Here is a 15,398-nt window from a genome sequence, read left to right on the forward strand (position 1 = left end):
CACACTTATATACAAGGAGTCATATTTATATCTTATTCCGACTATTAATAGCCCGGGTTTTGTGTCAGGTTTTTATTAACCGCTCTGTCCTGATCTGGGATAGGGTAGATATTACGGAAATCCTCTACGCTTGTACCACCTGCTACACCACCTTTAAGCGGCCACAAATAGGTACCTGTTGTAAACTGCCCGTAACGGATCAAATCTGTACGGCGGAAACCTTCCCAATACAATTCACGTGCTCTTTCATCCAATATAAATTGAAGATTAAGATCGGTTTGACCGATATCACCTTTACCAGGGCCATAAGCACGCTCGCGTATTTTATTAATATAGCCCAATGCAGTACCTGCATCGCCGCCTGTTCCGCCGCGTAATACAGCTTCTGCGTAGATGAAGTATTGCTCAGGTAAACGGAATAAAGGCTCATCAACATCAGAATAATTAACATTTGTACCCTGAACTCCCGCGCTGGTTACGTTTCTCCATTTGTTAACAGCATAACCTTGAGCAAAATTGGTAACATCGGTTATAGCTAATGATTGCTTATTACTCCAAAATTCTGCGCGCGTATCGGGATTACCTAAATTAGGAAAGTGCTTTAAGTTACCTTGCAATGAAGTTACTGTATCAGCAGGAAACAGGTTAACCAGGTTACTGGTTACACGTAAACCATCCCAACCACCCGTAACACCATATAATGATGCCGGCATTGTGCCACCAACAGGCGCATGTGTCATAAATGTTGTACCTCCGTAACCTTGTATAGTGTTACCATCATACTCAATTGAGAAAATGTTTTCAGTGGTGTTCTTGTCGTTATCAGCAAGGAAAAGGTTATCATAATTATCAATCAATGAGTAACCTGCCGCAATAACTTTTGATGAATAGGTGATCGCATCGGCATATCTTGTTGTACCGGTGTAAACACCTGCATTTAAATATATACGTGCCAATAACGCCCAAACAGCTCCCTGGTCGGCGCGGCCATACTGGTTTTTCATTGGCGCAGCCATTAATGGGTCAATTGCTTTTAATTCGCTTTCAACATAAGTAAAAAGTGCGGCACGTGTAATTTGATTTGGGATTATTGAGCCTACCGCATTTGCTTCTGTTGCAAACGGTGGCCTTGCAAAAAGGTCCATTAAATTTGCGTACTGATAAGCTCTTAAAAAACGGGCTTCAGCTACATATTCCGCAACGGTTGTGGCGTTTGTACCTGTAATGCCGTGGCTTGCCACCATGGCTGGAGTAGAGTTACGGATAAAATCATTACATAACGTGATCTGGTATAAGCAACGATCATACAAACCTAACAAAATAAGATTTGATGATGACCAGTTCATGTTATGAAAATCAGGCACGCCCGGGTCACCCCATGCCAATACAGCCTCATCGGTAGGTAATTCCTGCGCGTAGAAGTTTAAGCGGAAGAAGTCAGATGTACCTTCGTCAATACCCTGTATATCAGGCAAGCCGGATGGCCCCTGGTTACCTGTAAGCGCAAAGGCTCCATAAATTTTGGCCATCACCTGTGTATAGCCTGTGAAAGTACTGTACACCTGCTGCGATGTAACTTTGTAGTTGGGCGAAAGAATCTTATTCTTATCACATGATATTAAGCTGCCGGTTAGTATTAAACCAGTAACCAATAACATTTTTATCGAATTTTTTTTCATTATTAAATGCTTTTATATTAATCAATTTACTAACTACCGTAAGCTTAAATTTAACCCTAAAACATATGTTCTTGGCCTAGGATAAAAGTTATTATCCACACCCGCAACACCGCTGGTACCAGTGTAAGAAATTTCAGGATCCACACCCTTATAGTCAGTAATTATAAATACGTTTTGTACGTTGGCGCTTATTTTCAAATCGCCGGTGCCTTTAAATACCTTGCCAAAATTATAAGCAATATGCGCGTTATCCATTCTAAAGAATGAGCCGTTCTGGATATAATAGTCTGATAACAGGTCATTAGCTCCAGCACCTGTAAGCCCGCTTGTTAACACATCTGTCGATCCGTTATTAAGGTTACCTATTGGGTTAAGGATATTACGTGATGTACCTGTAGATGAAGCTACGTTGTTGTATACATAGTTGCCTAAATTAGCGCGTGTTACAAAACCAATGTTCCATTTTTCATACCTGAAATCTGAGCTAAAACCAAAGATTTGTTTTGGATCAGGGCTATGGTCATTATAACGGTCGGCAGAGGTTATTGAGCCATCGCCATTCCTGTCTACAAACACGCCATCAAGCGGTTTGCCGTTGGCACCATAAACTTGTTGGTAAACGCTGAATGAATTTCTTGCATAACCAACTTCATCCACATTCACATAGTTACCGGTACCACCTGAAATACCTGCAAGCTGTGCTACAGAAGTTAAGTTAGTGATTTTGTTACTGTTGAACGAAACGTTGAAATTAGCGGTCCAGCCTATTGTTTTAGTATCAATTATATTTGCATTGATGCTAAACTCCAGACCCCTGTTTTCCATATTCCCTACGTTACCAACAATCTGGTTACTGAAATTTGTTAAAGCCGGCTGTCCTATAGTTGCCAGCATGTTTTTAGTTTTGTTATAGTAGTAATCAACCGAACCGGTAATACGGTCATTAAGAAAACCATAGTCCAAACCAATATTGCTGGCATCGGTAGTTTCCCAGGTTCTGCCCGGATAGTAAGCACCAGGACGGTACAGTTGGTAGTTTGTGCCGCCAAAGTTATATTGCGCAGTACTGGTGCTTAAACCGTATTGCGCCAGATAATCGTAATCCTGAATTCCTTCCTGGTTACCTGTAACACCATATTCTAATCGTAGTTTAAGCGTTGAGAATAAATTATTCCCTTTCATGAAATCTTCGTTATTAATTTTCCATGCTAAGGCCACTGAAGGGAATGTACCGGTACGTGTACCTGGTGCAAATTTTGTTGATTCGTCACTACGAACAGAAGCGGTTAGATAATATTTTTCATCATAGTTATAATTTAACCTGCCGTAAAACGAGGTCATGATAAACTCGTTGATCAAATATTCGTAGTTATTATAACTATTGGTGGCTGTTTGGTTAACCTCGCCATTAGCAAATTTTGTAGTAGAGTATAAGGTAGAACCGTTGCTAACAAAAGGGAACAATCCGTTTGATGCTGTATTCTTAAAATCCTGTATAGAATAACCTGCAACGGCATCAAAATGGCTCTTGATGCTTTTTATATCCTTACTATAGCTAAAATAACCTTCGAAAAGTTTATTCTGTAGCTCAGCATTATACGGTGTGTAAGCACCGCTCTGTAATTTGCCCGACGCATCTGCTGCTGTTAAATAATTTGATGCCGCGTCAGCAGGGATAGTAGTGCTGCCGTTACTTTTTGATTCATCGTAACCTAAATTCACATTGGCATGCAAATCAGGGAAGAAATGGAATTTATAATCCAGATTTAAACTTGCAATACCCCTGTAAGCTGTACTGCGGTCGTTAGTTTGCTCTAACAAGGCAACTGGGTTTCCTGGTGTATTTTGTTTAATACCATTTTGTGAACTTGCATCGGTCCACAGCCAGTAGCCACCATACGGTGCGTATAACGCGTTGCTTGATTTAACCGGTTGTGTAGGATCAAAAGTTGCTGCATCGCTGATAATTCCGTTTTGGTTATTGGCAAACCTGTTGTTGGTTTGTGAACCGATGAAATTAAAATTAACCTTTAAGTGATTAGTAAAGAAACTTGGGCTTAGGTTTACATTGGTTGTGTAACGCTCCATGCTGGTAGTTTTTAATATACCGTTCTGATCGGAATAACCAACAGAAACACGGTATGGCAATATACCTGCAGTACCCGAAACACTCAAGTTATTATCAGTACCTAAAGCTGTTTGGTAAATTTGTTTTTGCCAATCTGTATTCGCGGTACCCATTAGTGCTATTTGTGCGCTATCGCCATTTGCCTTAACATAATTACGGAATTGGCTGGCCGAAAGTACCGGAGCCTCTTTAGGTAATGTAGCTACTGAAAACTGCGTGCTGAAATTAATAACAGGTTTACCCGATTGACCTTTTTTAGTAGTAATGATGATTACACCATTTGATGCCCTGTTACCATAAATTGCAGCTGCAGAAGCATCTTTTAATATAGTGAACGAAGCAATATCATTGGGGTTGATCAGATCCAGCGGATTGGCCGCGCCATTAATCGCGTCGGGACTTAAAGGCATACCATCTAATACGATAAGGGGATCGTTACCACCATTAATAGATGCACCGCCACGGATAGTAATTGTACTACCAGCGCCCGGAGCACCACTGTTTGATGTGATAGACACACCGGCAACTTTACCCTGGATTAATTGCTCGGGTGTTGTAATAGCACCCTGGTTAAAATCTTTTGCAGTTACTGTTGCAATTGATCCGGTTAAGTCCTTTTTCTTTTCGGTACCGTAACCAATTACTACCACCTCATTCAAACTTCTTGCTGATGGTACTAAATCGAAATCTACGGTAACGTTCCCGGAAACGGTCAAAACTTTATCTATAGTTTGGTATCCGATAAATGTAACCTCGAGGGTAACAGTACCATTCGGAACTGCCAGAAGACGGAAATTTCCGTTTGCATCAGTTCCTGTACTTTTCTGCGTGCCTTTCAAAGTTACGGCCGCCCCTGGTAATGGTTGGTTGGTCTCATCAACTACCTTACCGGTTATAATGCTTGTTTGCGCAAACACAGTAGCCGTAGAAAGTACAAAAAACAGAAGGAATACATACTTGATTAAGTAAGTCTTTTTCATTAATTTTTGGTTTTAGTTTATAAACTGGTTAATAGATTGTACATGTTTGTACTTGGTAAAAGTAGTTCTAAGCGCATTATCTGCAAATTTTCAAACAGACAAGTTATTAACATTTTTATCGTTTTTTAAAAAACAAAAGTGTCAAAACAACAGTAAAAACAGGCATCTTACAAAGCGTTGATTATCATGCAAATATTTTTTTTAAAAAAATGCTAAATCGAGTTCACTAAAAATTCTTGTTTATTTGGCGAGTTTCGGGAATGTTCCCGATTGTTGATAACTTTGTTAATAACTTTTGATTTCGAACAGGTTTTTTCGGCGTAAAAACGCCAAAACACACAAATATTTTAACAAAATTTAACAAAACCACAGATTTGTGGCTACGCAAAAAATGATAGTAAAAAGCCTATAATGTTGAATTACGGGAAATGATCCTTGAGGATAAAACTACCTGATCGTTCACCTGGTCATCGGCATGCTCCAACATCTTAAAAAGCAAGGTAGCTGCCTGCAGGCCCATTTCATAAGCGGGCTGCGTAATGGTGGTAAGCGAAGGATTTAAAAGAGGCGCGATCTCTAAACTTGAAAAACTGATAACCTTTACCTGGTTTGGTATAGAAATTCCCAGATCATAGCATACATAATAGGTAGCAAAGGCCAAACGCTCAACCGAAGCAAATATGCCATCAATTGTCATGGTTTGAAAAGCGTTAGTAAGCACGGTTAAATTCCTGTGATCGTCATTACTGCAATCAATTATCAGCTCATCCTTAAATGGCAGCCCCGCATGTTTTAGCGCATCGAGGTAGCCCTGCATACGCATTTTACCAATTGAAAGCTGTTTGTTGGTTACTAAAAAGGCAATGTTCTTACAACCAGCTTCAACCAAATGCATGGTAGCTTCAAAACTGCTGCCATAATCATTAGTAGTAACCTTGGCGGTATGAATATCATCATAAACCCTGTCAAAAAACACAAGGGGGATGTGTTTTTCCTGTAGTTTATTCATATAACTGTGATCATTGGCCTCGCCTGATACCGACATGATGATACCATCGGCCCGGCCGTTGTACAAATCATTTACATAAGCCACTTCGCTTTCAAAATTATCGGCGGTTAAATAAATGAGCAGGTGGTAGCCTTTTTCACGCGCTACGGTTTCAATACCGTCAATTGCCTGCGAGAAAAAGTTATTGGCTATTTGTGGAACTATAATTGCAATGTTCTTGCTTTTTTGTGCACGTAAATTGCTGGCGTGGTGATTTGGCTGATAGTTGAGCTCCTTAGCAACTTTTAGTATCCTTTCCTTGGTCTCCAAATTAATATCACTATGCCCCCTGAATGCCCGTGAAACAGTTGACTTAGATAGATTAAGTTTTAACGCAAGTTCTTTAATGTTAATACTACCCATTAGTGCTTTAAATTAACATACCAATAAAATTATCTGCTTTTAATTGCAATAATTAAACCAAAACGCTTGCAAATATACTATTTTATAAATCGTTTAGCCATTTATAAGTGCTAATGTAAACTTAATTACCAAAAAAACCAGTTAAACTTTATTAAAATATATTTAATTATTTATGTGTGAAATTGACAGTAAACAATCATTTGATCGTTAAAATACTATCACGTTATTTGGTTCGATGATTTTGTATATTAATGCTCAATTTTATGAAAAATTAACCCGGCTAAAAACAAGCATGATAAAACCGGATAGCATTTTTATTTTTAATAGGCTATTTTTGGTTAATTTAGTTTCCCGAAATGACATGATACCAAATCCACTCATCTCATTCTACCGGGAAAACAGAAATATATGGCTCTAAAAAAACTATCAATAATAATACCTGCCTATAACGAAGGGCGCACCATCCATCTCATACTCGATAAGGTAAAAGCGGTATCACTGCTAAATGATATTACCAAAGAAGTGATCATTGTAAATGATTGTTCAACAGATAATACCGAACAGGCTATTGAAAGTTATATTTCATCAAACCCGGAATTAAACATCCAATACTTTAAGCACGATATTAATAAAGGCAAGGGAGCTGCCATACACACCGGCATACAAAAAGCTACAGGTGAATACCTTGTAGTACAGGATGCCGACCTTGAATACGACCCGGAAGAATATAACGACTTGCTGAAACCTATAATAAGAGGCTTTGCCGATGTTGTTTTTGGCTCAAGGTTTATGGGCGGCAACCCGCACAGGGTGTTGTTCTTTTGGCATACCATCGGTAATAAATTCCTGACCACGTTATCAAACATGTACAGCAACCTTAACCTAACGGATATGGAAACCTGCTACAAAATGTTTAATACCCAAATGATACAGTCGCTATCATTACAGGAAAAGCGCTTTGGCTTTGAGCCCGAGGTTACCGCGAAGATATCGCGCATACCCAACGTACGTATTTATGAGGTAGGTATCTCCTACTACGGCCGTACCTATGCCGAGGGTAAAAAGATAGGCTGGAAAGATGGTTTCCGTGCTATTTATTGCATATTAAAATACGGGCTGTTTAAAGCTAAATAATATTATCCCACTATAATATTAGCTATCACTTACGTTACTGTACTATTGTAAGTATAATTGATATATATTTAATCATATTTTTTAAGCATGAGCCAGGTTTGTTTGATTGAGGATGAACAAAAAGTAGCTGCATTTATTTGCAAGGGCCTTGAGGAACATGGCTACACGGTTAAAACCGCCAAAAATGGCGAAGAGGCCAAATACTTAATAGCTACAGAGGATTTTGACCTGCTGATACTGGATATTATGCTGCCGGATATAAATGGCATTGAACTTTGCCGGCAGATAAGATTAACTAATGCCCAAACCCCAATTTTAATGTTAAGCGCCCTTGAACAGGTGCAAAATAAAGTAGCCGGTTTAAAAGCCGGTGCCGATGACTACCTCATAAAGCCTTTTCATTTCAGCGAATTGCTTGCACGGATAGAGGCTTTATTAAGGCGGCAAAAGATAGTAGTAAAAGAAGATCATACTTTAGTGTTTGATGATCTGAAACTGGATACATGGAGTAATGTGGCCGAAAGGGCCGGCAACCAGATCACCCTTACCGCAAAAGAGTTTACCCTGCTGGAATTGTTCATGCGCAACCCCAATAAAATACTATCGAGGGAGTTTATTGCCGAACAGGTTTGGGGGATAGATTTTGACACGGGTACCAATTTTATCGATGTATACGTAAACTATCTGCGTAAAAAAATTGAAAAAGGCTTCGCTAAAAAACTGATACATACCGTTATAGGCATGGGCTATACACTAAGAAATGACAGGTAAAGCATGAAAATAAAGAATAGGCTTTCCCTTTATTTTACCGCCATCAGTACCGTTGTACTGCTGATAGTTGAGATTGCCATTTGCATAACCATTAACTCCATTATCAAATCCGATTTTTATAGCAAACTATCTGACAGGGCCTCCGTAGCGGCACAATTATACCTGGAGGCTGATGAGATCTCCGCAGATTCACTTAACCATGTTAGGGGGCGTTACCTGCAGCGTTTACCCGACGAGGTGGTGCGTTTTTATGATGATAAGAACGCGGCTTCATTTATAACTGATAAAAACCAGTACTGGCCCAGCTCTGTCATTAACCAGGTGCGCAAGTTCAGGTCAATGGAGTTCTCAGAGGGCGCCAGGCAAACCGTAGGCATTTATTATAATGATAACCAGGGCAATTTTGTAATACTTGCTTCGGCTATTGACCATGCCGGCAACAAGCGGCTGAACGACCTCGTTAAAGCACTCTCATTTTTACTCCTGATTGTTACCATTGCGCTATTTACTGCAAGCCGCTGGTTTGCTCAAAAAACATTGGAACCTATTGATAAGGTAATTAGCCAGATGCGACAGGTGAGAGTGGGTAATCTTAGTCTGCGGGTTGACGAGGGGAACGGCAAGGATGAAATAAGCGCGCTCGCCTATAATTTTAACCAGTTGTTGGAGCATTTGGAGAATGCTTTTGAACTGCAGGAAACGTTCGTTATAAATGCGTCGCATGAGTTAAGGACACCCATTACCAGCATAATTGGTGAGATAGAGATCTCTCTTAACAAACAGCGCACCACTACCGAATATGAGCAGGTACTGTTATCGATATTAACAGATGCGGAGCGCCTTAAAGAAACCATAACCAGTTTGCTTGAGCTGGCGCATGTGGACATGAACTATACCCATCCCGCATTTAAACCAGTTGCCATTGATGACCTGATATGGGAACTCAACGATTATTGGACCGCTCGCATTGGCAAGAGCATGTTTGTTGTAAATGTGCTGAAACTCCCCGAGGACCCCGATAAATTGCTGATACCCGCAAACAGGCAGTTATTAACTATCGCTTTAAATAATATTATTGGCAATGCTTTTAAGTTTTCTGAAAATAAAAAAGTGCGGTGCGATCTCTATGCCGATGAAAACTACATCATCGTAACCATTGCCGACATGGGCATAGGTATCCCGGCTGATGAACTGGAGAAAGTTTTTGAATCTTTCTATCGCGGAGCAAATGTTAAAGGCTACCTGGGTAATGGCATTGGTTTGTATGTTACCAACAAGATCATCACGCTTTTTAATGGTAGTATCAGCGTTAATTCTATTCCGGGGCAGGGAACTAACATTAAAGTTACATTTGTACGTTAATTCTAATCCCATTCTAATGTCTCTTTAATACGACTCTAATACGCCTCTAATACCTTTGTGCAAACAAATAATATATGTACTCAAAATTTGTTGGCGCTTTTTTAGGTATAAGCATATGGTGTATAGCCTTTACGTTTTCCGCACATGCGCAGGGAGCCACGAGCGATACGCTTAATATTACTATTCAGCAAGCCGAAGACCAGTTTCTCAAAAATAACCTTAGCCTAATAGCCCAGCGCTATGAGATTGATAATGCTAACGCGCAGATAATTACAGCCAAACTGTTTAATAATCCCGATTTTAGTTTTACTAACGGTATATATGCTACGAATGTTAGCGAGGGCCCCGCTTATAAGGAGCAATCCTATGGCATATCGCAACTGTTCACCACAGCAGGCAAGCGTAACAAGAACATTCAGCTGGCTAAGCTGGGCGTTCAGCAGTCGCAATATCAGTTTTTTGATCTGCTGCGCACATTAAAATATACGCTGCGGAGCGATTTTTACAGTATTTACTTCCAGGAGGAATCGGCTAAGGTGTATAACGAGGAGATCAGCTCTCTGGCTACCACCCTTAAACTGTTTAAGGAGCAATACGCTAAAGGCAATATTGCCGAAAAAGAGGTACTGCGTATACAATCGCAACTATACTCACTACAGGCTGAATATAATGACCTGCAAACCAGTATTGATACTACCCAAAGTGAGTTTAAGCTATTGATAAAAGCCGCGCCGGGCGTTTATGTAAAACCTGTGGTTAATTACGATTTGGATGGTAAAGAGATAGTAGCCAATGTGCCTTATCAAAAACTACTTGATTCGGCCTATGTAAACCGTTACGACCTGCGCTTAGCTAAGGCTACTGTTGATTATAATAATGTTAACCTGCTGGTACAAAAAGCAACTGCTGTTCCTGATATATCATTATCATTAAACTATGATAAACTGGGCGCTTATGGTAACAACTTCCTGGGCGGCGGCATTGGTTTTTCATTGCCATTTTTTAACCGTAACCAGGGCGGTATTAAACAGGCACGCATTGCCATTGATGAAAGCAAGGTACAGTTGCAAAGCCATCAGGACCAGGTGGAGAGTGATGTAAACAGCAATTATAAGAATGCGCTGAGGCTCGAAAAGCTGTACAACAGTTTCGACCCATCCTTTAAACAAAACTTTACGCACCTTATACAGCAGGTATTCATCAATTATCAAAAACGGAATATCAGTTTACTGGAATTCCTCGATTTTTACGACTCCTACAAAACCAACACTATACAGCTTAATAACCTGCAGCTTAACCGGATTACTTCGCTTGAGCAACTTAATTACGTTACCGGCACACCCTTTTTCAATCAACAATAATAATGCGCAATACCTATAAAATATTAACCATAGCATTTGCTTTTTGCACACTGGGCCTTACGCTGCAAAGCTGCCATCATGCCGATGACTCGGACCAGAAGGATACTAAATTCCAGGTGACCGACACCTTGCTGAACAGTCTGTTGATTGATACAGTTAAGGAAGCAAATGCACTGTCAGAACTGACGCTTACCGGCAGCATAGCTCCCGACGAAAATAAAATGGTAAAGGTTTTCCCGATGGTGAGCGGTGTTGCACAGGATGTACACGTACAGCTTGGCGATGTAGTACAGAAAGGCCAAACGCTGGCTATTATGCGCAGCGCTGAAATGGCTGGCTTTACTAAGGACTACATATCGGCACAAGCCGACCTGAGAAGTACAAAACGCACCTACGAAACCACTCAGGACCTATACAAAGGAGGCCTGGCATCTCAAAAAGATCTGGAGGAAGCGCAATCCGATTATCAAAAAGCACAAGCTGAAAATACCCGAGCAGGCGCTGTTACTGATATAAACAAAAGCAATGGCCAAGGATATGTGATAAAATCGCCGATATCAGGCTTTGTGGTAGAGAAGAACCTGACTGACAACACACAGGTAAGAGCGGATAACAGTCAGAACCTGTTTACCATCGCCGACCTGTCGGATGTGTACGTGCTCATCAATGTTTATGAATCGGACATTGCCAATGTTAAAACCGGCGATCCGGTAAAGATCACCACCCTATCCTATCCTGATAAAGTATTTGATGGTAAGATAGACAAGATAGATAACATACTCGATCCTGACAGCAAAGTAATACACGCAAGGGTTAAAATAACCAATCCGGGTAATATGCTTAAGCCGGCTATGTTTGCCAATGTAAATATCAAAGCCAAATCGGGCGAGGACCTGCCATTTGTAAATACCAGCACCCTGATTTTTGATAATGATAAAGACTATGTTTTGGTGGTTGACGGCAAGGCGCATGTACGCATACAGCCGGTTACCATAGCCAAAAAGGTGGAGGACCGTGCCTATATCAGTACTGGTATCAAGCCCGGCGACCGCATCATAGCATCAAGGCAGGTGTATTTGTATGAATCGCTGAAAGACTAGAGTTGATTTCGGATTTCGGAATTACGATTTCGGAATTTGATGATCACATAATAACAATTAAAAAAATTAATAAATCCGAATTCGAACATTCGAAATCCGAAATATAATATGAATCGATTTATAAATAATGTCCTTTCGTTTGCATTAAAGAACAGGTTTTTTATATTCTTTGTTACGGCATTATTGGCGGTAGCTGGGTATATCAGTTTTAAAAACCTGAGTATTGATGCATTTCCGGATGTTACCAACACCGATGTTACCATTATAACCCAATGGCCGGGACGAAGCGCAGAGGAGGTTGAAAAGTTTGTTACCCGCCCTATAGAGATAGCCATGAACCCGGTGGAAAGGAAAACGAGTGTTCGTTCTTCATCCCTGTTTGGCCTATCCGTAGTAAAAATTAGTTTTGATGATGATGTGGATTATGCCTTTGCCCGTTTACAGGTAAACAACCACATTGCAGATGCCGACCTGCCCGATGGCACCAACCAGGAAATTGAACCACCATACGGCCCAACCGGTGAAATTTACCGCTTTACCTTAACCAGTAACAAAAAATCGGTACGTGAATTAACCACTATTGAAAACTGGGTTGTTGAGCGCGAAATACGTGCTGTACCAGGCGTGGCCGATATCAACAGCTTTGGCGGCGAGGTAAAGACCTACCAGATAACCGTTGATCCAAAGAAAGCGGTACAATACAATGTTACTCCATTACAAATTTACGATGCCGTATCAAAAAGCAACGTTAACGTTGGCGGCGATATTATTGAGCAAAGCGGTCAGGCCTACGTAGTACGTGGCATTGGCTTGCTGAACAATATTGACGAGATAAAGAACATCGTAATTAACAATATAAAAGGTACCCCTATTTATGTAAAAACTATCTCCGAAGTGACCGAATCTGCCCTGCCACGGCTAGGGCAGGTTGGGCGCGACAAGGACCCGGATGTGGTAGAGGGTATTGTGGTAATGCGTAAGGGCGAAAACCCAAGCGTGGTTATTGCTGCCCTCAAGCAAAAGATCAGCGACCTTAACACTAAAATATTACCCGGTGATGTAAAGCTTAAAATGTTTTATGACCGTGACGATTTGGTGAGCTTTGCTACCGGTACAGTGCTGCATAACATGTGCGAAGGCATCGTTTTCGTAACCATCATCGTATTCCTGTTCATGGCTGATTGGCGCACAACGCTTATCGTATCGCTCATTATTCCGCTGGCACTCCTGTTCGCCTTTGTTTGTTTGAAGCTGAAGGGCATGTCTGCCAATTTATTGTCGATGGGGGCGATAGATTTCGGTATCATCATTGACGGTGCCGTGGTAATGATTGAGGGCATATTTGTAGTGCTCGACCACCGTGCAAAAGAGGTAGGCATGGAGAACTATAACAAGCTGAGCAAGCTGGGCATGATAAAACAAGCCTGTTTGGTTAACGGTAAAGGTATTTTCTTTGCCAAACTGATTATTATCACCGGCTTACTGCCCATTTTCAGCTTTCAAAAGGTTGAAGGTAAAATGTTCTCACCACTGGCCTGGACGCTGGGTTTTGCCTTGCTCGGCGCTTTGATATTCACCTTTACCCTGGTACCTGTAATGGCCAGTGTTTTACTCAACAAAAATGTAAAGGAAAAACACAATGTGTTTGTTGAATTTGTAACCCGCAATGCCATTAAGTTCTATAACGTTTGTTTTAAAGGGCGAAAGATCGTTTTCCCGATAGCTATTGTTGCATTAGTAATAAGCCTGGGCTGTTTCAGCCTGTTAGGTACGGAGTTTTTACCGGAGCTTAACGAGGGCGCCATCTATGTACGTGCTACGGGGCCATTGAGCACATCATTAGGCGAATCAGTTAAGCTGGCTGATCAGATGCGCAGCATATTCCTGAGTTTTGATGAGGTTAAACAGGTAATGTCGCAAACCGGCCGTCCGAATGATGGTACCGATGCTACGGGCTTTTATAATATCGAGTTCCATGTGGATATCTATCCGCAGGACAAATGGAAACGTAAGGAAACCAAGGAAGAACTCATCCAGCGGATGCAGGAGAAATTAAAGTACTTCCCGGGTATCGACCTTAACTTTTCGCAGCCGATATCTGATAACGTGGAGGAAGCCGTATCTGGCGTAAAAGGCTCCATCGTTGTAAAAATGTTTGGCGATGATTATAAATATATCGAAAGCCAGGAACAACGTGTTGATTCTATATTAAAAGGTGTTAACGGCATTACCGATCTGGGCATACTCCGTAATATGGGGCAGCCTGAGTTACAAATAGATTTAGACCAGGCTAAAATGGCCCAATATGGTGTTGTTGCAGCCGATGCCAACGCGGTTATTGAGATGGCCATTGGTGGTAAGGCGGCTACACAGATATACGAGGGCGAACGCAAATTTGACCTGAGGATCCGTTACCCTGAAGATTTCAGGAAAAACGAAGCATCCATCGGCGATTTACGCGTGCCAACCCTTAATGGCAATAATGTGCCTCTGCGCGAAATTGCCAGCATTAAAAAAATAACCGGTGTAAGTATCATTTACCGCGATGATAACTCGCGCTACGGTGCTATTAAATTCTCTATCCGTGGCCGTGATATGGGCAGCACCATTAAGGAAGCGCAGGATAAGGTTAATGCTGCCATCAAACTGCCAAAAGATTACCATTTGGAGTGGGCCGGTGATTTTGAGAACCAGCAGCGTGCCACCAAAAGGCTATCGCAGGTGGTGCCTATCAGCTTGCTCATCATCTTCTTTATATTATTCATCCTGTTCGGCACATTCAGGGATTCACTGTTAGTACTTAACAACGTGCCGTTCGCTATAATGGGCGGTATCCTGGCACTGTTAATAACGGGTGTAAACTTTAATATATCGGCGGGTATAGGTTTTATAGCGCTGTTTGGTATATGCGTGCAGAATGGTGTGATCCTGATATCAAAATTCAAAAGCAATATTAAGGACATGAAGCACCATGAATCATGGACCTCATTCCCTGATGCGTTAAGGGCAGGCGTTGAAGACCGCTTGCGCCCTATAGTAATGACAGCCATGATGGCAGCCATAGGCTTGCTGCCTGCGGCTATGTCGCACGGTATTGGTTCCGAAGCCTCAAAACCACTGGCTATTGTGGTTATTGGCGGCTTGATCACCAATACTGTATTTAACCTGTTCATCTTCCCCATCGCCTTTTACTGGACCTACCGTAAACGTGTGGAAAGCGGCGAAGTTGGCAGAATTTAATCCCTTTTAAGCTAATACCCCTAATCTATATTTGTTTGTTAAAGGCGGTGCAACGTAAGTTGCACCGTCCTGAAACAAAGTTTGGTTTCCAACAAAAACTGTTCCCTTCCATTGTTTGTGTCCTCACAAACAATCTGTTAATATCCTGCTGGTAGCTGTTTGTGCGGACACAAACAGCGGGGTGACGTTTATTCAATCTACCACCCAGACCGTCATCCTGAACTTGTTTCAG

9 protein-coding genes are annotated in these 15,398 nt (G+C 41.3%); 6 read left to right on the forward strand and 3 right to left on the reverse strand.

The features are described from left to right. Positions 1 to 44: 44 nt before the first annotated feature. From BLU33_RS22110 to BLU33_RS22120, 3 genes are all read right to left on the reverse strand, one after another. The gene (locus BLU33_RS22110; RefSeq protein ID WP_091378470.1) at positions 45 to 1,679 is read right to left on the reverse strand and encodes a RagB/SusD family nutrient uptake outer membrane protein; all 1,635 of its coding nucleotides are present in this window, start codon (positions 1,677 to 1,679) and stop codon (positions 45 to 47) included. A gap of 33 nt (positions 1,680 to 1,712) precedes the next feature. Then, on the reverse strand, positions 1,713 to 4,787 hold the full coding sequence (locus BLU33_RS22115) for a SusC/RagA family TonB-linked outer membrane protein (protein WP_091378473.1): 3,075 nt from the start codon (positions 4,785 to 4,787) through the stop codon (positions 1,713 to 1,715). Between the two features lie 406 nt (positions 4,788 to 5,193). Continuing rightward, complete coding sequence (locus BLU33_RS22120; protein WP_091378476.1) at positions 5,194 to 6,198, reverse strand: LacI family DNA-binding transcriptional regulator; 1,005 nt, start codon at positions 6,196 to 6,198, stop codon at positions 5,194 to 5,196. 408 nt (positions 6,199 to 6,606) lie between these two features. Between BLU33_RS22120 and BLU33_RS22130 the strand changes: the two genes are divergently transcribed. The 6 genes from BLU33_RS22130 (at position 6,607) to BLU33_RS22155 (ending at position 15,166) form a co-directional block, all read left to right on the forward strand. Continuing rightward, entirely contained in the window at positions 6,607 to 7,332 is a 726-nt protein-coding gene (locus BLU33_RS22130; RefSeq protein WP_091378481.1) for a glycosyltransferase family 2 protein, read from the forward strand. 87 nt (positions 7,333 to 7,419) lie between these two features. Then, positions 7,420 to 8,103, forward strand: coding sequence for a response regulator transcription factor (locus BLU33_RS22135; RefSeq protein WP_091378485.1), 684 nt, complete (start codon positions 7,420 to 7,422; stop codon positions 8,101 to 8,103). A gap of 3 nt (positions 8,104 to 8,106) precedes the next feature. Next, positions 8,107 to 9,465 (forward strand): HAMP domain-containing sensor histidine kinase, encoded by a 1,359-nt coding sequence (locus BLU33_RS22140; RefSeq protein ID WP_091378488.1) that lies wholly within the window; start codon positions 8,107 to 8,109, stop codon positions 9,463 to 9,465. Positions 9,466 to 9,539: 74 nt separating this feature from the next. Next, positions 9,540 to 10,826, forward strand: a complete 1,287-nt coding sequence (locus BLU33_RS22145) for a TolC family protein (protein ID WP_091378491.1) — start codon at positions 9,540 to 9,542, stop codon at positions 10,824 to 10,826. A 2-nt stretch (positions 10,827 to 10,828) separates the two neighbouring features. Further along, positions 10,829 to 11,926 (forward strand): efflux RND transporter periplasmic adaptor subunit, encoded by a 1,098-nt coding sequence (locus tag BLU33_RS22150; RefSeq protein WP_091378494.1) that lies wholly within the window; start codon positions 10,829 to 10,831, stop codon positions 11,924 to 11,926. Between the two features lie 108 nt (positions 11,927 to 12,034). Beyond that, positions 12,035 to 15,166, forward strand: a complete 3,132-nt coding sequence (locus BLU33_RS22155) for an efflux RND transporter permease subunit (RefSeq protein WP_091378497.1) — start codon at positions 12,035 to 12,037, stop codon at positions 15,164 to 15,166. Positions 15,167 to 15,398: the final 232 nt, after the last annotated feature.

Source organism: Mucilaginibacter mallensis, assembly GCF_900105165.1.
Taxonomy (GTDB): Bacteria; Bacteroidota; Bacteroidia; order Sphingobacteriales; family Sphingobacteriaceae; genus Mucilaginibacter; species Mucilaginibacter mallensis.

What these genes read in the sequence shown, in the direction of transcription:
- BLU33_RS22110 (WP_091378470.1), bottom strand. Translation starts at nt 1,679, where the DNA reads ATGAAAAAAAATTCGATAAAAATGTTATTGGTTACTGGTTTAATACTA.
- BLU33_RS22115 (WP_091378473.1), bottom strand. Translation starts at nt 4,787, where the DNA reads ATGAAAAAGACTTACTTAATCAAGTATGTATTCCTTCTGTTTTTTGTA.
- BLU33_RS22120 (WP_091378476.1), bottom strand. Translation starts at nt 6,198, where the DNA reads ATGGGTAGTATTAACATTAAAGAACTTGCGTTAAAACTTAATCTATCT.
- BLU33_RS22130 (WP_091378481.1), top strand. Translation starts at nt 6,607, where the DNA reads ATGGCTCTAAAAAAACTATCAATAATAATACCTGCCTATAACGAAGGG.
- BLU33_RS22135 (WP_091378485.1), top strand. Translation starts at nt 7,420, where the DNA reads ATGAGCCAGGTTTGTTTGATTGAGGATGAACAAAAAGTAGCTGCATTT.
- BLU33_RS22140 (WP_091378488.1), top strand. Translation starts at nt 8,107, where the DNA reads ATGAAAATAAAGAATAGGCTTTCCCTTTATTTTACCGCCATCAGTACC.
- BLU33_RS22145 (WP_091378491.1), top strand. Translation starts at nt 9,540, where the DNA reads ATGTACTCAAAATTTGTTGGCGCTTTTTTAGGTATAAGCATATGGTGT.
- BLU33_RS22150 (WP_091378494.1), top strand. Translation starts at nt 10,829, where the DNA reads ATGCGCAATACCTATAAAATATTAACCATAGCATTTGCTTTTTGCACA.
- BLU33_RS22155 (WP_091378497.1), top strand. Translation starts at nt 12,035, where the DNA reads ATGAATCGATTTATAAATAATGTCCTTTCGTTTGCATTAAAGAACAGG.